A 17,297-nucleotide genomic window follows, 5' to 3' on the forward strand; every position below is an offset into this window, starting at 1 on the left:
GATTGGAAACATGACACAGTTCACATTTAGTGGTTGTAAGTGTTGCAGAACAATGTCATGTAGATGTTCGCAACGAAAGGAGGCGCCATGGTTAAAGCGTTGCAAGTTGTGACCGCAGCCGTTGCTATTGGTTTATCGGGAGCAGCTATCTATCAGTCGGCTAACAGTGCGAGTACGGGGGAGGCTCGTGCGAATTTAACCATCATCGCTCCGGCAGCGGTTGGTGGAGGCTGGGATGGTTTTTCTAGGGAAGCCCAACAGGTTTTGCGTGCAGACAGCATTGTTAATAACGCAAAAGTCGTGAACATTCCCGGCGCCGGTGGGACGATCGGGCTTTCGCAGTTTGTGCAAATGCAGGGGGAAGAATCAACAATCATGACTACGGGTGGTGTCATGATCGGCGCCATCGAGCTAAAGGGGAGTGGAGCGACGCTTAAGGATGTAGTGCCGCTTGCTCGTCTGTCGGATGACTACTCAGCTTTGGTGGTGCCTGCAGATTCTGAATATGAAACGCTCGATGACGTTGTTACTGCATGGAAGGCCGATCCGAAAGGATTCTCGATATCGGGAGGGTCGCTTGGGTCAATTGATCATTTGTTGACCGGGGCCATCGCCGGGGAAATTGGAATCAATCCAAAAGACGCTAACTACATTGCGTATTCAGGGGGTGGGGAGGCGTTGAACTCGCTGTTGAGCCATACGACCGATATCGGCATCTCTGGCTATAACGAAATCGCCGACCAGGTCGAGGCTGGAACCCTGAGGGCGCTTGCTATTTCATCTGGTGAGCGAATTGAGACGGCGCCTGATCTGCCCACCTTCAAGGAGCAAGGCATCAACGTAGAGATGTCCAACTGGAGAGGGTTCCTGGCACCTCCCGGCATTCCTGCAGAAGCAGAGGAAGAACTGCGAGAGATCGTTGATGAACTGCATCGAAGTGAAGCTTGGCAAGAGGCGGTTCACCGTAACAGTTGGACCGACGCCTACATGACCGGCGAGGAGCTTGATCGTTACATCGATGAAGAGACAGCCCGCACGAAGGTACTTATCGAACAGTTGGGATTGTAGAAATGAAAAGTAGCGAAAAGTCGGTGCTGCGCGGGAGAAGCGAATTTGTCATGGTTGCCATTCTGGCAGTCGTGGCTGGGATCCTGATCTGGGGATCCTTGACGATGGAAGTGCTTTCCGAAAGCAAGCCGGGACCTCAATTTACTCCCATGCTGTTGGGAATCTTGACTGCCATATTCGCAGCAGCCTTAGCTTTTGACATTGTTCGACGGCCAGAAGTTGAAAAAGGTGCTGACTCCGTAGATAACTCGGACATCTACGAGATGTCTATCGACATGCTTCACGATCTTGCTGGCATGAAGTACAGCGAAGATTCCATGTTGCACGAGGAACTGTTGAATCGGCGCAGCTGGAAAGAAAAGGCTGACATTCCGGCAGATTCAAAGGCTCGACCGATTGTGAATTCTGACTGGAAGACGCTCGGTGCGGTCCTCGTATCGGTTCTGGCATTCATTATCGCGCTTCCCTATTTGGGTTGGGTGATAGCCGCTGCTGCATTGTTCTGGCTGGTAGCGCATTTCCTGGGGTCAGAGCGACCAGTTTTTGATATTTGGGTTTCGCTCATCGTGGCATCCGTTATTCAACTGATTTTTGGCGCTCTGATGGGGCTGAATCTACCGACCGGATTTTTTGGAGGCATCTGATGGATCAGTTAGGACTTCTGTTTGAGGGCTTCTTGTCCGCTATCACGCCCTACAACCTTCTATTTGTATTTATCGGTGCGGTGCTCGGTACAGCAGTAGGTGTTTTGCCGGGACTCGGCTCCTCTATGGCAGTGGCCTTGCTGTTGCCGATCACCTTTGCCCTCGACCCCACAGCAGCATTCATTATGTTTGCGGGTGTTTATTTCGGCGGGCTGTTCGGTGATTCCACCGCAGGAATTCTTTTGAACACGCCGGGTCAGTCGTCAGCAATTGCATCAACTTTCGAAGGTCACCGAATGGCCAAAAACGGTCAAGCGGCTAAGGCACTTGCGACGGCAGCTATCGGCGCTTTCATCGGTGGTCTGTTTTCGACCATCATCGTTGTATTCATGTCGCCGTACTTGGTGAAGATGGCAACGCAGTTCGGGCCGGCGGAGTACTTTGCACTTGCCGTGTTTGCTTTCGTAGCAATCTCTTCCGTGGTGTCAGAGTCTGTGATTAGGGGACTCGGAGCGCTCGCAATCGGTGTCGCGCTGTCACTTGTTGGTATCGATGGGCCGTCCGGGTCGTCCCGGTTTACGTTCGACCAGCCTGGGCTATTCGACGGCATCGATATCGTTGTAATTACGGTCGGTTTGCTGGCGTTAGGAGAGGTTTTCCATATCGCATCCAGGATCCGCAAGGACCCAGAAGCGCACAAGCTCTCAACTGGTGGCATCGCCAAGCTTTCAGGTAAGGACTTTAAGAAGGCCCTGCCGGCTTGGGTCCGCGGCACTCTATTCGGTGCGCCGTTTGGAATGATCCCGGCGGGCGGTGCTGAGGTGCCGACATTCTTGGCTTACGGTACGGAGAAGCGCATAGCGAAGCACACCGGTGATACGGATTTTGGTACCACTGGCTCAATCCGAGGGCTTGCAGCACCAGAGGCCGCAGGTAACGCAACTGCGGGAACCGCAATGGGAACGTTGCTGGCTCTGGGCCTACCTACTTCTGCGACGGCCGCCATCATGCTGGCTGCTTTCCAGCAGTATGGAATGCAGCCAGGGCCTTTGCTCTTTGAGCGGTCCGGTGACCTGGTGTGGACTCTTCTGGCTTCGTTGTTTATCGCCCTCTTTGTGCTCCTTGCGTTGAACCTTTTCTTGGCGCCGATGTGGGCTCGGTTGCTCTACATTCCCAATCACTACCTGTACGCAGGCATTGTTATCGTCGCGATGCTGGGTGTTTACGCGATCTCTTCCTCCACCTTTGACCTTTTCCTTCTCTTCGCTCTTGGTTTCTTGGGGTTCCTCATGCGCCGGTATCAAATGCCCATTGCGCCACTGCTTATCGGCGTCATCCTGGGGCCACTGGCAGAGACCGAGCTCCGTCGTGCACTTGCTGTCTCCGAAGGCGATCCTTCAATTCTGTTCTCGTCACCGATCACGATCGGAATCTACATCGTGCTGGTTGGTGCAATTGCAGTAACTGTTGTCCAGCACCTTCGCCACCTACGAGGGGATAAAAGAGCTGAAAGTGAAGAAAAAAGCTCTCTGAGCACGAGCCAACGCGAAGAGGCATCATCACTCACTGGATAAGGCAATTGCCGGTGTTTACTGGCATTGTTTTGTCGTTCAACGCCCTGCTGACGTCATTCCGACGTGAGCAGGGCTGTTATTTCAGCTAGGAAAGCCGGTACACCTCGTAGTCGCCGGGGACGCCCGCTCCGGGAACATACGCAAGTCCGAGCCTCAAAGCTAGGCCAATCGATGCCTCATTCACAGGGTCGATGATGGCGATGACGGGGAGCGACGGGAAGCGCTCGCGGGCGCTGGCAATCGCAGCGGCCGCGGCTTCTTTGGCGTAGCCCTGGCCTTGCGATTCTGGTGCGAAACGGTAGTAGAGGTTCAGGACTTCTTCGCCGGCTTCCTCGCTGTGCCGTACCCCGGTAAAGCCGATGGTCGCGCCGTCGAGGGTGCGCACCGTGTAGTAGCCCAACTGCTGCTCAGCCCAATTGTTCTGCCACGAGCGCGCAAGCTCGACAGCCTCATCGCGGGTCTTCATTGTCAGCTCGGGGCGATGCTCGTACGTGCGGGGATCTGAGTGGATGGCAAAGATGGCGTCGATATCCGCATCTGTCGGCACCGACAACTCAAGCCGCGGGGTGCGCAGGGCAAACGCATCAGGCATGGTGAGTCCTTTCCTGCCGCTTGTTCCACAGGCGCCACAGCGAGAACGCTCCCGCAGCGCCCAATACTGGCAGGGCGGACAGGCGCACGGCGCGGCGAACGGAGCGGTAGTCGCGGACGGCCCAGCCTTGGGCTTTTGCGTGGCGACGCAGCGCGCGGTCCGGATTGACGGCAACGGGGGAGCCGACCATCTCCAGCATTGGCAGGTCGTTGATGCTGTCGGAGTAGGCGGTGCACTGCTTCAAATCGAGCTGCTGCAGTGCTGCCAGCGCGGCCACGGCGTGCTTCTTACCGGGGCCGTGGAGGATGTCGCCGACGAGGCGGCCGGTGAACTTGCCGTCCTCTTCTTCCGCCACGGTGCCCAAAGCGCCGGTGAACCCGAGGGTCTCCGCCAGGGCCTGGCCGATCTGGACCGGGGTGGCGGAGACGAGCCAGACTTGCTGGCCGGCGGCGATGTGCATGGAGGCCAGTTCGATGACGTCCGAGTAGGACTTGTTCAGCATCTGCTTGTCGACGATCTCCTGGCAGGCTTCCTTGAGTTCCTCGACACGTTTGCCTTTGACCACAGCAAGGGCCTGTTCGCGGCCTTCGGCGATGTCGTCGGCGTTTTCGGAGCCGGAGACGCGAAACCGGATCTGCTTCCACAGGGCCGGGGCGAGTTCGCGCAAGGTGATGAAGCGTTTCTTGAACAGGCCTTGGGCGAGCAGGATTAGCGACGAGCCCTGGATGAGGGTGTTGTCGATGTCGAAGAATGCCGCCGCCTCGAGGTCCTGGGGAATTTCGGGGTCCGGCTGGGTGATTTTTTGGCGGCCCGCGGTTTTGAAGGCGCCGCCGACAGAGTCGACGCCGAGGGCGAAGTCTTGGATGTTGATGCCAAAGGTTTCTTCAACGGCGGCAGCGGCGGCGGCTTGGCCGGCGGTGCGCTGGGCGTCGTCGTCAAGCGGGGGCAGTGCAAGGTCCTCAAGGAAGCGGCGGAGGTTTCCTTGAGAGACTGACCATTGTGCGAGGAATTCCCGCTGTTCTGACATGGCGATCGTGACTCTTTCGGTGGCGGTGTTAGCGTGAGCAATCGTACAACGGCGAGCGCCGCAGACACGATGTAGAGGAGTTCGGATGAAGACGGTGGAGTTGATGGTGCGGTCCACGTGCGGTTCGTGCGAGCGGGTGGCGGCGCAGATTGCTCCGGTGGTGGAGAAGTGTGGCGCGGAGCTAGTGCTTGTCGACGTCGACCTGGACCCCGACAACGCTGCCGAATACGGCGATCGCGTGCCGGTTGTCGTGATTGACGGCGAGGAGTTTGCCTGCTGGGAAGTGGACAACGCAGACCTTGAGGCGGCGCTCCTCGCGTAAGGGGCTATCCTTTAGTTTGATTTCCAACGCGGACTGGAGGGTTTTGTGAGTGTTCTTGTCGTGGGGATGTCGCATAGGTCTGCACCTGTGTCCCTACTAGAACGTCTCAGCATGGATACGGAGCTGCAGGAGGGGACGTCCGCGGCTCTTGTTGAGCGGCCTTCGTTGTCCGAGGCGATGATTATCTCCACCTGCAACCGTCTCGAGGTGTACGCGGTGGCCAACGCGTTCCACGCTGGTGTGGAGGACGTGTTGACGGTGCTGACGAAGGTGTCTGGGGTGGGCATCGAGGAGCTGCGTCGCTACCTGTACGTGCGGTACGCGGATGCTGCTGCGGAGCACATGTTTACTGTGGCGTCGGGGTTGGATTCGATGGTTGTGGGGGAGCAGCAGATCATCGGCCAGGTGCGTACGGCGTATGTGGATGCGGCGGAGCGTGGCACGGTGGGGCCGAATCTGCATTCGTTGGCGCAGATGGCGCTGCATACCGGTAAGCGTGTGCACACTGAGACCACTATCGACGACTCGGGCGCGTCCATGGTTACCGCCGCCTTGGATGAGGCGATGGGGCTGATGAGGATTGAAGACTTTAAGGGGAAGAAAGCTCTGGTGTTGGGGGCTGGCGCGATGAGTTCGCTGGCAGCGACGCACTTGAGCAAGCGCGGCATTGACGGGTTGGTGATTGCCAACCGCACGCGCGACCGCGCCGAGCGCCTTGCTGGACATTCCCGCGAGGCGGGCGTGCCGGCGGAGGTTGTGGATTTTGAAGACCGCTCGCACGCGATGGGTGGAGTGGACATTGTGGTGTCCGCGACGGCGGCTGACGGCTTCACCATTACGCCGGAGGACATTGCGGGTCCGGTGATGCTGGCGGACCTGTCGTTGCCGCGCGATATCGACGACGCGGTCACTGACATCGACGGCGTGCACCTGGTCAACATTGAATACCTGCACGAGCAGATGCGTAACACGACCAACGAGGATTCGCGCGCGCTGCGTGAGGCAGAGGCGATTATCGACGAGGAAGTGAAACTGTTTTCCTCCGAGCAGCGGGTGCGTGGGGTGGCCCCGGCGGTGACGAGGCTTCGCAGAAACGCTGCGGAGATCTCTGGCCAGGAGCTGCAGAAACTTCGCACCCGGCTTCCGGATATGTCTGAGGAAGATTTTGAGCAGGTTGAGCGCACGGTCCGTAGGGTCGTGGACAAGCTGCTGCACGCGCCGACGGTGAAGATTAAGGAACTTGCGGCGGCGCAGGAGACAGTGAGTGTGGAAGAGGTAGTGACCGAACTGTTCGGGCTGGATCAGCCGGCGGTGTCGGTGGAGGCGCAGCGTCTCCCGCTGCCTGAGGAACTGCGCGGTAAGGAGAAGTAAATGTTGAAGATTGGTACTCGTGGTTCGCACTTGGCGACGACACAGGCGGGCCATGTCCGCGACGACCTCGGCGCCGTTGGTCACCCAGCTGAGTTAAAGATCGTGGTCACCCCGGGCGACCTGTCGCAGGCGCCGGTGGAGCGCATTGGCGTCGGCGTGTTCACCTCCGCGCTGCGCGACGCGCTGTTCAATGGCGAGGTGGACGTTGCGGTCCACTCGTTTAAGGACTTGCCCACGGCGTACGAGCCGCGTTCCTACCTCATCGTGCCCAAGCGTGAGGACAACCGCGAGGCGCTCATCGCCCGCGATGGGCTGACGCTGGCGGAGCTGCCGGAAGGTGCCCGCGTGGGCACATCGGCACCTCGTCGTATTTCCCAGCTGCGCGCGATGCGTCCGGACCTGGACATTCGTCCGTTGCGTGGCAACATTGAGCGCCGCATGGGCTACGTCGAATCTGGAGAGTTGGACGCGATCATGCTTGCGTACGCAGGCTTGGTGCGTGGTGGCTACGGCGACCGGGCGACCCAGATCTTCGACCCACACGAGTTCATCCCGGCGCCCGCCCAGGGTGCGCTTGCGGTCGAGTGCCGTGTCGACGATGCGGCTGGCCGCGAAGCAATCGCGAAACTTATCGACGACACCGCAACCGTCGAGGCCCGCGCCGAGCGCACCGTACTTGCCGTACTCGAGGCCGGCTGCACCGCGCCGGTGGCGGCAACCGCGCGTGCGACGGAGAACGGCATCGAGCTGCGTGCCGGCGTGTTTGCGCTGGATGGGTCCCGTTCCCTCGTGGAAAATGTCCAGGGTACGGACCCGGAAGAGATCGGTCGACGCACTGCTGAGGCGTTGCTTGAACGCGGTGCCGCTGACGTTATGAAGTAGCGGTGGTTTTGTTCTGGGGCATATCCCTTTTATGGTGTAAATACCATACGTTCACACCCCTCCGCGCAACGGGTCGCTTAAGTGGATCCGTCTGCGTGGGGGATGTTATTTGTGCCTAGAAGAGATTCCTCTATGACATTGCCCTCTCACACCCCCCAGCCGGGGAAGGTGATCTTCGTGGGTGCCGGACCGGGCAACCCTGAACTGCTCACGGTCCGTGCCCGCGAGGTGATGGAAGCTAACGCTATCGCACTCGTCGATCCGGAAGTGTCGGCGGGGGTCAGAAACTTCGTTGGCTCAGCATTGCCAGTGCCACAGGCCAAGCTCGACGAGGCGAAAGCCGTCTACGAGCAGATGTGCGCCGACGCGAAGGCGGCGGGTGCGCGCCGTAAGCCGCCGAAGCCGGAAGATCCGACGGCGGCGGAGCTCCAGGAGTGCGACCTGGCAGGCGAGGGCATTGTGCCGAAGCTGCGCGAGGCGCTCGAGGCGGCAGCGAAGTCCATCGAGGACGGCGAGGCAGGCGACGGTGACGTGATCCGTCTGGTCGCCGGCAACCCGCTGACCCGTGATGCTGTGATGGAGGAGATCTCCGCCGTTGCAGACGCTGGCCTGGAGTTCCACGTGGTGCCGGGCATGTCCTTGCCGTCGACGGTGCCGTCCTTCGCTGGTATTGCACTGGGTTCGACCTATACCGAGGCTGACCTGACCAACGGTCCGGTGGACTGGGATCAGTTGGCGTCTGCGCCGCAACCGTTGGTGTTCCAGGCCACCCAGGAGCACCTCGCGGAGATGGCAGAAGCGCTTATGGAGCGCGGTTTCCAAGGCGCCACTCCGGTGACGATTACGACGAACGGAACGACGCGTCTGCAGCGCACGTTTGATGCCACGTTGCAGACGGTGGGCAAGTTGGATGCGGATCTGTCGGGTGCGCTCGTCGTTACGCTTGGCACTGTTGCGGACGACCGCTCGAAGTACTCCTGGTGGGAAAACCGGCCGTTGTATGGCTGGCGAGTGCTTGTGCCGCGTGCCAAGGAGCAGGCCGGACCGATGAACGCACGGCTGACGCAGTACGGGGCAATCCCGCAGTCGGTACCAACGATTTCGCTTGAGCCGCCACGCAACCCTGCGCAGATGGACCGTGCGATCAAGGGCATCGTGGAAGGCCGTTACCGCTGGGTGCTGTTTACCTCTGTTAATGCCGTTGATGCGGTGTGGGACAAGTTCGAGGAGCTTGGTCTGGACGCCCGCTCGTTTGCCGGCGTGCACCTGGGTGCGGTGGGGCAGAAGACCGCTGATGCACTGCGTGCCCGTGGTATGTACCCGGAGTTGATCCCGCACCGCACGAAGCAGAACGCTGCTGGTCTGGCGGAGATCTTCCCGGAGTACGTCGAGGACATTGACCCGGTTGGCCGCGTGCTGCTGCCACGCGCGGACCTGGGCTCCGACGTCCTGGTCGATGGCCTGGAGGCCAAGGGGTGGGAGGTCGACGATGTTGTCGCCTACCGCACCGTGCGTGCTGCTCCGCCACCGCCGGAGACGCGCGACATGATCAAGACCGGCGGGTTCGACGCCGTGTGCTTCACCTCCCCGTCGACGGTGAAGAACCTTGTGGGTATTGCCGGCAAGCCGCACGCGCGCACCATCATCGCCTGCATTGGCCCGGTGACTGAGACAGAAGCCCGCGAGCAGGGCTTGCGTGTGGACGTCGTCCCGGAGGTCGCCGATATCCCGTCGCTCATTGACGCCTTGGCAGAGCACGTTGCTGGCCTGCGTGCGGCTGGGCAGTTGCCGCCGCCGCGCAAGAAGCGCCGGAAGTCGGCAGCGAGCAACTAGCACGGCTGGGGTCGTGTCGGGTGACGTTCTAAGATGTGGCGCATGGCAGATTTTGAGCTCACCCGACGACCACGGCGCTTGCGGCAGAACCCCGCATTGCGCACCCTGACGGCGGAGACGAGGCTGCACCCGGCCGACTTCATCCTCCCGCTGTTTATCGCAGACGGCCTTGATGCGCCGCGCGAGATTGCCTCCATGCCGGGGGTGTACCAGCACACCGAGGATTCCCTGAAGGCAATTTGCCACGAGGCGCTTGAGGCTGGTGTGCGGGCGATCGACCTGTTTGGTGTGCCGCTTGAAGCGGATAAGGACGCCACAGGCTCCATCGGTGTTTCGGAAGATGGCATTTTGAACCGCGGGATCAAGGCGCTTCGCGACGAATTCGGCGACGACCTGGTCATCATCTCCGATACGTGCCTTGATGAGTTCACCGATCACGGCCACTGTGGTGTGCTGCGTACCGGTGCACACGGCAACGAAATCGTGGACAACGACAAGACGGTTGAAATCTACTGCGACCTCGCCCTGTCCCAGGCGCGCGCTGGCGCGCACATGGTCAGCCCGTCCGGCATGATGGACGGCCAGATCGGCGAGATCCGTAAGGCACTCGACCGCGAGGGCTTTGAGGACGTCATCATCATGGCGTACTCCGCGAAGTATGCCTCCAAGTTCTTTGGTCCGTTCCGCGATGCTGTCGGCTCGTCGCTGAAGGGCGATCGCCGCACCTACCAGCAGGATCCCGCAAACGTGCGCGAGTCCCTTCTGGAGACCGAACTGGACATCGCCGAAGGCGCAGATATTGTCATGGTCAAGCCGGCCTTGCCGTACCTTGACGTGCTGGCCAAGGTGGCAGAAATGTCACCAGTGCCGGTGGCGGCCTACCAGGTATCCGGCGAGTACGCGATGCTCAAGGCAGCAGGCGTGAACGGTTGGATCGACTTCGAAGAGACCATGATGGAGTCGCTGGTATCCATTAAACGCGCTGGTGCGGACCAGATTCTGACCTACTACGCCATCGAAGCAGCAAAGCAGCTCAATGGTTAGCCTCCCGCCACTCAACCCGAAGAGTCCCAGCCACGTCGACGCCAGCGCCGTGGACAAGAAGACGCCGGGCGGCCCGCCGGAGGCCGTGCAGTTGATGCTGCGGTGCTGGGCAGTGATGATCGCAGGCGAGTTAATCCACCAGATTCTCTCCGTCGTATTCGCGTTCGTCGACCCGTCCGCGCTGCGGGACGCCGCCAAGCAACAAGCTAAGCAGCGTGGCGAGGAAATCTCGGACGGCCTAGTCAACATGGGCGTCTACGGATCCCTGATCCTCATGACACTCATCCAGTTGGGTGTGCTGCTGTTGTTCGTGTTCGCGCTGCGCGCCGTGCGGAACAAAAGCTCCCAGGCTGGCAACGCGTACCGGCTGCTGCAGATCTTCGGGGTGTTCTTCGCCCTCCGCATGATCACGCTGTTCATGATGCAGCCCGCCTCCACCGCCATACCGGTGGTGTTCTACGGCATCGACGGTGTCGTCCAAATCATTCTGGGTGTGGCCGGCATTCTGGGCATCATCTACTCCACGGACAAAGACGCCGTGAACTGGGTAGCGCCCAAGAAGGATGCGTCGAAGAAAGACGCAGCCAAGACAGAGAAGGAACAGTAGGTCCCCAATGGCAGGCATGTTCCCCACGATGGTCTCAGACCCGAATGACAAGAACCGTAGGTACAGCGGCGAGGCCACCGAGCAGTGGCCCCGACCGCTACGTACCGCCTACTACCTGGTGGTTGCCAGTGCGGTGTTGATGATCGTCATCGGGCTGATGACCCTGGTCAAGGGCGTGCCTGACCGGCTGCCGGATACCTGGATGATCGAAGGTGCCGACGAAGCATTGATCGAACGTTTCCGGTTCAATCTGCGCATCTTGGCGTGGGGCAACATCGCCTTGGCCATCCTGCTGTCGATGAGTGCGGCCTACTTCCATAAAGGGTCGAAGACTGCGCGAAGGATTGCAGCCGCAGGCATTGGGGCAACTGTGTTCCTCAACGTTGCCGGCTTCTTCATCGGCGTGGCTGGCTGGGCCTCCATCGTGGTGGTTATCCTGCTTGTCGCAGCCCTGTTTGGGATGTTCCGGCCGGCGGCGAATGTGTTCGTCGATACGCGAAGTGGCGACCTGTGGAGGGGAGTTGCGTAAGTGAGCAACCACGAACACCTGGACAATTGCATCGAGGAAGCCCGCCACGCCGCACGCCAAGCAGGCATTGACCCGGGCACTGCGACGTGGGACCTGGACGGGGAACTTGTCCGCCCCAACGCCTCCTACGCCTTCGAGCTGGAGGGCATTGAGGACGGGCCCCAACTGACCGACATCGCCGAAGCACTTGAGGCGCTGCCAGGTGTGTCGGCGCGCTTGGTGTACCCGACGAAGATGGCGTGGGTCACCGCACCGGCAAGTACGCCGCTTGTGGAGCTCACCGACACCATCGAAAGCTTCGGCGTCACCGCAACCGTGACCGACTCGACCCTGCAGCGTCGCGCACACGGCCGCTACTGGCAGGAACACCCGATGCCGCGCCGGGCGAAGCATCGTCGTAACGAAGAGGCGAACCTGCTCGCCCGTGCACAAGGGTTCGTGCGCCCGGTGTCGCGCCGCTCCCGCCGTGAAGGCGACGTGCTGTTTACCGCCCGCGACCTAGTCACACCGACGCGCCTTGTGGTGGCGGTGCTGCTGACCATCCCGGTGCTGCTACTCACCTACATCCCGTCGCTGGACTTCCCGGGCTGGCAGTGGGTGTGCTTCGCGCTGGCCACCCCGGTGGCGCTGTGGTGCGCATCCCCGTTCCACCGCGCCATGGCAGGCGGCGTGCGTCGCGGTATTTCGGCGCTAGACGGTGCGAGTTCGATCGCCATCCTGGCCTCCTATGTGTGGTCGTTTGCCATGCTGCTGTTTACCAGCGTCGGCGACATCGGCTACACCACCACCGGCAGCTGGATGCCACTGCGCATGTCAGACAGCCCCGAGCTGTATTTCGAAGTGTCCTGCACCGTGACCACGCTGCTGCTATTCGGCAGGTACTTCTCCATGCAGGTGCGCACCGATCTGCGCGAGGAACTCGAATCCCGCAGGCCCGGCGCCGAGGACGTCTACAACGTGGATCACCGCGACAAACGCGGCACACCCAGCCCCGAAGCGTTGCCTGCAACAGAGATCAGGCGTGGCGACGACGTCACGCTCACCGCAGGCCACATCATCCCAGTCGATGGGGAAGTGGTTGGTGGTTCCGGCCGGATTGGTGGGGAGCTCGTCGATACGCACCGCGACCAAATCCTCAAAGTCGGCTCGATCGTCACCGCCGGCTCGGTGCTCGCCTCGGGCGAGATCAAAGTCCGCGCCGCGCGCGTCGGCCACACCACACTGCTTGCGGCGGTGCAGCGCTGGCTTGACGACGCCTCACGTCACCAAAACGCAGCCACCATGGTCTCGACTCGCTCCGCGGGCCTGCTGATCCCAACCGCCTATGTCATCGCGGTGCTCAACTTCGGACTCTGGCTGCTGTTTAACGGCAACATCAACACGGCCGCTGCGACGTCGCTGGCCATCCTGGTCGTCGTCGCACCCGTGAGTTTGGCCATCTCACCTGCACTCGCCATGCGCCAAGGCCTCGACTCCGCCGTGCGCCACGGCATGCTTGTGCGCGACGGCAACGCGCTTCGCACCCTGGCCGACACCGACATGGTCGTCTTCAACCGTGTGGGCACCCTGGTCAAACCGGAAATGCATGTGGAAACCGTCACCGCAGTACGTGGCGAAAGCACTGAACTGGTGCTGCGCATCGCCGGCGTCCTGTCTGCCGACTCGGACCACCCGGCCTCCAAAGCAATCGTGAAAGCAGCACGAGGAGCACGCGACGCCCGCTCCGGCGACCCACGCATCCCAGACTGGATCGAAGCCAACGGTGACACCTTCTCACCCGACGGCGAGTTCGGTGGACCAATTACCGCAACGTGGGGCACTGGTGAAAACGCACGCTCCGAAACGTTTGCGGCATCGCTGTGGCGCCCGACGAACCTGTCGCAACTCCACGGCAAACTCTCCGTCGCCGCCACGACTGGCGGCACACCCGTCGTCGTGCGGTGGGGTGGACGTGACCGCGGCGTGATCACGCTGTACGACCCCGCTAAAGACGACGCCATCCAGGCCATCGACCGCCTGGAATCCATGGGTGTGGAAACCGTCATGCTCACCCGCGACACCTACCCGGTGGCGCGCCGGTTCGCTGACTTCCTCGGCATCTCTCAAGTGCTTGCCGGCATTCACGGGCTGGACAAACCCCATGCTGTGCGTGCACTGCACACACAAGGTTCCAACGTTGCCATGGTTGGCGACGCCTCCGTCCTGCCCACGCTGCGTGTGGCCGACTCCGGCATCCTGTTCGCCGAAGACGACCTCGCCGGCACCAAAGAGCCACGCTGGAGCGACGACGCCGAAGTCGTTCTCATCCGCGAAGACGTCATGTCCGTGCCCCAACTCATCGAGCACGCCCAACGCGTTAAACGCATCGCCAACAGCAACCTCGCCTTCGCCGTTGCGTATAACGCCACCGCAGTCGTCCTCGCCGCAGCTGGAGCGCTGCCACCCGTCGGTGCGACACTGCTCATGCTGGGCAGCTCCCTGTTCATCGAGGCGAAGTCGCGCCGGGCACGCCGGTTCAAGATCTAGGCTTTTCGCAGGTAGGCTAAGGCACTATGACTAGACGCGACCTTGTTAACGCTCCGTTCCTTGAGGCCGCCTATGGCCGCACTCCGTCCCGCACCCCGGTGTGGTTCATGCGCCAAGCCGGCCGTTCCTTGCCGGAGTACCGCAAGGTGCGAGAAGGCATTGCAATGCTGGATTCGTGCTTCATGCCGGAACTGCTCGCGGAGATCACGCTGCAGCCGGTGCGCCGCCACGACATGGACGCGGCGATCTTGTTCTCTGACATTGTGGTGCCGCTGAAGGCAGCGGGTGTTGGGGTGGAGATCGTGCCGGGTACGGGCCCGGTGCTGGACGCTCCGATTCGCTCCCGTGCGGACGTAGACAACCTGCCGATCCTGGACCACACCGTGGAGGAAGTCGCCGAGGGGATCCGCATTATTCTCGACGAACTGACCGACACCCAGGCACTCATCGGCTTCGTAGGCGCGCCGTTCACTCTGGCCAGCTACCTCATCGAAGGCGGGCCGAGCAAGAACCACGAGAAGACCAAGGCGATGATGCACGGCGATCCGGAAACCTGGCACGCGCTCATGCGTCGCCTCGTGCCAACGATCACCGAGTTCCTCCGCACGCAGGTCGAGGCCGGCATCGACGCGATGCAACTCTTCGACTCCTGGGCAGGCTTCCTCACCGAAGCCGACTACCGCGAGTTTGTCCTGCCGTACTCGGTTGAAATCCTGGATTCAGTGGCGGGAGAGATCCCGCGCATCCACTTCGGTGTGGCCACCGGCGAGCTGCTCGGCGCCATGTCTGAGGCAGGCAGCGAGGTGATGGGTGTGGACTGGCGCGTGCCGCTGGACACCGCCGCTAAGCGTTTCGCCTCCCCGCGCGTGCTGCAGGGCAACCTGGACCCGGCGCTGCTGTTCGCCGGCACCGATGTCGTGCGCGAGGAGATCGCCCGCATCAAGAACGAGGCCGCCCGCGCGGTCGAAGCGGGGGATGCCACCGGACACATCTTCAACCTGGGCCACGGCGTCCTGCCGACCACCGATGCGGACGCCATCACTGAGGCCGTACGCATCATCCACGAGGAGATTTAATGAACATCGCCATTATCGGCGCAGGCCTTGCCGGTCTGACTGCAGCGTTCGAGCTTCGTAATGCTGATGCGAAAGCCGACGTTTACGAAGCCACTGACCGCATCGGCGGCAAGCTCTACACCGTCGCGTTCGAGGCTGGCCCGACCGATATGGGCGCCGAGGCATTCCTCGCACGCCGCAAGGACGCAGTCGAGTTCTTCACCGAGTTGGGTCTTGGTGATTCGCTCGTCGAGCCGTCCGGGTTGCGCTCCCTGATCTGGTCCAATGGCGAGGCCCGCGGTCTGCCTACCGGCGGCGTGATGGGTATCCCGTCTACCTCCGAAACGGTTGCGCACTTGGTCAGCGCCGAAACCGCAGCGCGTATCGACGACGAAGCTAACCGCGAAGGTTTCACCTGGGACACCGACGGCGACATGAACGTCGGCAAACTTGTGCGCGAGCGCTACGGCGACGAAGTCGTCGACGTCATCCTGTCGTCTCTGCTTGGTGGGGTCTACTCCTGTACCGCCGATGACCTGGGCGTTCGCGCCACCATCCCGCAACTGGCAGAAGAACTCGATCGCCTCGCTGAAGCCGGCGACGGCAAGGTGCACCTGTCTACCGCCGTGGCCAACCTGGAGCGCTCCCGCGCGGAGCTGCCAACCGGCCAGGGGGCGGTCTTTAACACGTTCCGCGACGGCTACCACGAACTCTACGAAGCCCTCGCGGAGCAGTCCGGGGCGGACATCTACATCGACGCGTTCATCTCGGAGATTCGCCGCGAAGGCAACGGCTTCCGCCTCAAAGGCGGCGAGGACACCGTCTACGACCACGTCATCCTCGCCGTACCCGCACCGACCGCGGCACTGCTGCTCAAGGAAGTCGCGCCGGAGGCAGCGCAGGAACTGCAGTCGGTGAAGCTGGCCAACTCGGCGGTGGTCGGCATGCGGTTTGCCACCGACGAAGGCCTACCGCAGAACTCCGGCGTCCTCGTCGCCACCGGTGCCGACGACGTGAAGGCCAAGGCGTTCACCTTCTCCTCCCGCAAGTGGCCGCATCTCGCCGAACGTGGCGGCGCCATCGTGCGCGCAAGCTTCGGCCGCTTCGGCGACAACATCGCCCTGACCGCCACCGAAGACGACCTGGTGGACTGGGCGCTCGACGACCTGAAAACCATCACCGGCTTCGACGGCCGCGAGGCCGGCTTGGAAGAAATCTTCGTCCAGCGCTGGTTCGGTGGCTTGCCGCGTTTCGACGAACACCACCTCGCCACCGTGGCCAACGTCCGAAACATCATCGACAAGGTTGACGGCATCTCAGTCACCGGCGCCTGGGCGAGCGGCGTGGGGGTGCCGGCGGTAGTGGCGGACGCGCGCGTCGTCGCCAAGCAACTGCTTTAGGCATCCTCCCAGGGGTCGATGACCTCCACACCCGTGCCCTCAAAATCCTTGAGGTTACGGGTGGCAAGCGAGGCATCGTGGGCGCGACAAATCGCGGCGATCATCGCATCGGCGTCATGGATCGGGCGACCCATCCTTTTTCGCTCCACGACGATTTCGCCGAATGCCCAGGCAGCGTCTGTATCAAAAGCAAGGACACCGTTGCGCTGCTCGAAATTAGACAATTGCCAGAAGACAACGTGCTGAATTTCGTTCCGTCGGGCACCTGACGGCAAACTCCGAACGCCTCGGACAATCTCGCCGACTGTAATGGAAGTAATGCACTGCTTCGGGTCTGTGGTGGCTGCCCATCGTTTGACGTTTTCGTGCGGAGCCTTCCGGCAAAGCTCTGAAACAACGTTCGTATCAAGGATGATCATGACTGACCACCGCGACGGGCGGTGACCGCTTCATCCATAACACCGGCGAGGTCATCCATACCTCCCACCTCTTGGGAGAGCTCGAAAAGCTCCAAGCCAGCCTTTACAGGTCGGACTGCTTCTTCCAGAATATGACGTACCTCTGCCTCCATAGACCGTCCATTCATACTGGCCTGAAGTTTGATCTTGTGGCGCACTCTCTCGTCGACGCCACGGATAGTCAACGTTACGGTCTTCTCTGGCTTTTCAGCGACCGTGGTCTCAGCCCGACGCGTGATGCGCGTCGCTTTGCTTTTTTGGATAGCGCCCATGCTGCCTCCTTACGATCCAAATTATGCTGTCAAAATGCTAGCACCGATGGGCGATGTGTGGCTAGGGGCAAATGTGGGTTCTCCGCTAGGTTG

The 17,297-nt window shown here is 61.3% G+C and carries 17 protein-coding genes; 13 read left to right on the forward strand and 4 right to left on the reverse strand.

Annotated elements, in window-relative coordinates; genetic code table 11:
• Positions 1–87: 87 nt before the first annotated feature.
• The 3 genes from CCOY_RS01220 to CCOY_RS01230 are packed head-to-tail and all read left to right on the forward strand — an operon-like array spanning position 88 to position 3,286.
• Positions 88–1,068: a Bug family tripartite tricarboxylate transporter substrate binding protein gene (locus CCOY_RS01220; RefSeq protein ID WP_070839242.1), complete on the forward strand. Its 981-nt coding sequence runs from the start codon at positions 88–90 to the stop codon at positions 1,066–1,068.
• 2 nt (positions 1,069–1,070) lie between these two features.
• Entirely contained in the window at positions 1,071–1,712 is a 642-nt protein-coding gene (locus tag CCOY_RS01225; RefSeq protein WP_092101310.1) for a tripartite tricarboxylate transporter TctB family protein, read from the forward strand.
• Positions 1,712–3,286: a tripartite tricarboxylate transporter permease gene (locus CCOY_RS01230; protein WP_092101312.1), complete on the forward strand. Its 1,575-nt coding sequence runs from the start codon at positions 1,712–1,714 to the stop codon at positions 3,284–3,286. The genes CCOY_RS01225 and CCOY_RS01230 overlap by 1 nt, the downstream gene beginning before the upstream one ends.
• An 85-nt stretch (positions 3,287–3,371) precedes the next feature.
• Here CCOY_RS01230 and CCOY_RS01235 read toward each other — a convergent pair whose 3' ends face one another.
• A complete protein-coding gene (locus tag CCOY_RS01235; RefSeq protein WP_070482060.1) occupies positions 3,372–3,878 on the reverse strand; it encodes a GNAT family N-acetyltransferase in 507 nt (168 codons plus the stop codon).
• Entirely contained in the window at positions 3,871–4,905 is a 1,035-nt protein-coding gene (locus tag CCOY_RS01240) for an HAD family hydrolase (protein WP_092101314.1), read from the reverse strand. Before CCOY_RS01240 ends, CCOY_RS01235 begins: the two co-directional genes overlap by 8 nt.
• Positions 4,906–4,990: 85 nt before the next feature.
• On the opposite strand from CCOY_RS01240, the gene CCOY_RS01245 reads away from it, so the two are divergent.
• The 10 genes from CCOY_RS01245 (at position 4,991) to CCOY_RS01290 (ending at position 16,474) form a co-directional block, all read left to right on the forward strand.
• Positions 4,991–5,227, forward strand: coding sequence for a glutaredoxin family protein (locus CCOY_RS01245; protein WP_070772414.1), 237 nt, complete (start codon positions 4,991–4,993; stop codon positions 5,225–5,227).
• 45 nt (positions 5,228–5,272) lie between these two features.
• Positions 5,273–6,598 carry a glutamyl-tRNA reductase gene (locus tag CCOY_RS01250; RefSeq protein ID WP_092101316.1) on the forward strand — a complete coding sequence of 442 codons (1,326 nt, stop codon included), beginning with the start codon at positions 5,273–5,275 and terminating at the stop codon, positions 6,596–6,598.
• Positions 6,599–7,480 carry a hydroxymethylbilane synthase gene (gene hemC, locus CCOY_RS01255; protein WP_092101318.1) on the forward strand — a complete coding sequence of 294 codons (882 nt, stop codon included), beginning with the start codon at positions 6,599–6,601 and terminating at the stop codon, positions 7,478–7,480.
• 132 nt (positions 7,481–7,612) lie between these two features.
• A complete protein-coding gene (locus tag CCOY_RS01260; RefSeq protein WP_070482066.1) occupies positions 7,613–9,313 on the forward strand; it encodes a bifunctional uroporphyrinogen-III C-methyltransferase/uroporphyrinogen-III synthase in 1,701 nt (566 codons plus the stop codon).
• Positions 9,314–9,355: 42 nt separating this feature from the next.
• Positions 9,356–10,357 carry a porphobilinogen synthase gene (gene hemB, locus CCOY_RS01265; RefSeq protein WP_425284111.1) on the forward strand — a complete coding sequence of 334 codons (1,002 nt, stop codon included), beginning with the start codon at positions 9,356–9,358 and terminating at the stop codon, positions 10,355–10,357.
• Positions 10,350–10,964: a hypothetical protein gene (locus CCOY_RS01270; protein WP_092101322.1), complete on the forward strand. Its 615-nt coding sequence runs from the start codon at positions 10,350–10,352 to the stop codon at positions 10,962–10,964. Before hemB ends, CCOY_RS01270 begins: the two co-directional genes overlap by 8 nt.
• Positions 10,965–10,971: 7 nt before the next feature.
• Complete coding sequence (locus CCOY_RS01275) at positions 10,972–11,493, forward strand: hypothetical protein (RefSeq protein ID WP_092101324.1); 522 nt, start codon at positions 10,972–10,974, stop codon at positions 11,491–11,493.
• Complete coding sequence (locus CCOY_RS01280) at positions 11,494–14,019, forward strand: heavy metal translocating P-type ATPase (protein ID WP_092101326.1); 2,526 nt, start codon at positions 11,494–11,496, stop codon at positions 14,017–14,019.
• Between the two features lie 26 nt (positions 14,020–14,045).
• Positions 14,046–15,095: a uroporphyrinogen decarboxylase gene (gene hemE / locus CCOY_RS01285; RefSeq protein WP_092101328.1), complete on the forward strand. Its 1,050-nt coding sequence runs from the start codon at positions 14,046–14,048 to the stop codon at positions 15,093–15,095.
• Positions 15,095–16,474, forward strand: coding sequence for a protoporphyrinogen oxidase (locus CCOY_RS01290; RefSeq protein ID WP_092101330.1), 1,380 nt, complete (start codon positions 15,095–15,097; stop codon positions 16,472–16,474). The genes hemE and CCOY_RS01290 overlap by 1 nt, the downstream gene beginning before the upstream one ends.
• On the opposite strand, the gene CCOY_RS01295 is transcribed toward CCOY_RS01290, so the two are convergent.
• Positions 16,471–16,893: a type II toxin-antitoxin system VapC family toxin gene (locus CCOY_RS01295; RefSeq protein ID WP_092101332.1), complete on the reverse strand. Its 423-nt coding sequence runs from the start codon at positions 16,891–16,893 to the stop codon at positions 16,471–16,473. The two genes, CCOY_RS01290 and CCOY_RS01295, sit on opposite strands and share 4 nt — an antisense overlap.
• Entirely contained in the window at positions 16,890–17,204 is a 315-nt protein-coding gene (locus tag CCOY_RS01300) for a FitA-like ribbon-helix-helix domain-containing protein (RefSeq protein ID WP_092101334.1), read from the reverse strand. The genes CCOY_RS01295 and CCOY_RS01300 overlap by 4 nt, the downstream gene beginning before the upstream one ends.
• Positions 17,205–17,297: the final 93 nt, after the last annotated feature.

This window comes from Corynebacterium coyleae (genome assembly GCF_030408635.1).
GTDB classification, from domain to species: domain Bacteria; phylum Actinomycetota; class Actinomycetes; order Mycobacteriales; family Mycobacteriaceae; genus Corynebacterium; species Corynebacterium coyleae.

Bases quoted from the DNA above. Each gene is read 5' to 3' on its own strand.
- CCOY_RS01220 (WP_070839242.1), top strand. From the start codon at position 88: ATGGTTAAAGCGTTGCAAGTTGTGACCGCAGCCGTTGCTATTGGTTTA.
- CCOY_RS01225 (WP_092101310.1), top strand. From the start codon at position 1,071: ATGAAAAGTAGCGAAAAGTCGGTGCTGCGCGGGAGAAGCGAATTTGTC.
- CCOY_RS01230 (WP_092101312.1), top strand. From the start codon at position 1,712: ATGGATCAGTTAGGACTTCTGTTTGAGGGCTTCTTGTCCGCTATCACG.
- CCOY_RS01235 (WP_070482060.1), bottom strand. From the start codon at position 3,878: ATGCCTGATGCGTTTGCCCTGCGCACCCCGCGGCTTGAGTTGTCGGTG.
- CCOY_RS01240 (WP_092101314.1), bottom strand. From the start codon at position 4,905: ATGTCAGAACAGCGGGAATTCCTCGCACAATGGTCAGTCTCTCAAGGA.
- CCOY_RS01245 (WP_070772414.1), top strand. From the start codon at position 4,991: ATGAAGACGGTGGAGTTGATGGTGCGGTCCACGTGCGGTTCGTGCGAG.
- hemC (WP_092101318.1), top strand. From the start codon at position 6,599: ATGTTGAAGATTGGTACTCGTGGTTCGCACTTGGCGACGACACAGGCG.
- CCOY_RS01260 (WP_070482066.1), top strand. From the start codon at position 7,613: ATGACATTGCCCTCTCACACCCCCCAGCCGGGGAAGGTGATCTTCGTG.
- hemB (WP_425284111.1), top strand. From the start codon at position 9,356: ATGGCAGATTTTGAGCTCACCCGACGACCACGGCGCTTGCGGCAGAAC.
- CCOY_RS01270 (WP_092101322.1), top strand. From the start codon at position 10,350: ATGGTTAGCCTCCCGCCACTCAACCCGAAGAGTCCCAGCCACGTCGAC.
- CCOY_RS01275 (WP_092101324.1), top strand. From the start codon at position 10,972: ATGGCAGGCATGTTCCCCACGATGGTCTCAGACCCGAATGACAAGAAC.
- hemE (WP_092101328.1), top strand. From the start codon at position 14,046: ATGACTAGACGCGACCTTGTTAACGCTCCGTTCCTTGAGGCCGCCTAT.
- CCOY_RS01290 (WP_092101330.1), top strand. From the start codon at position 15,095: ATGAACATCGCCATTATCGGCGCAGGCCTTGCCGGTCTGACTGCAGCG.
- CCOY_RS01295 (WP_092101332.1), bottom strand. From the start codon at position 16,893: ATGATCATCCTTGATACGAACGTTGTTTCAGAGCTTTGCCGGAAGGCT.
- CCOY_RS01300 (WP_092101334.1), bottom strand. From the start codon at position 17,204: ATGGGCGCTATCCAAAAAAGCAAAGCGACGCGCATCACGCGTCGGGCT.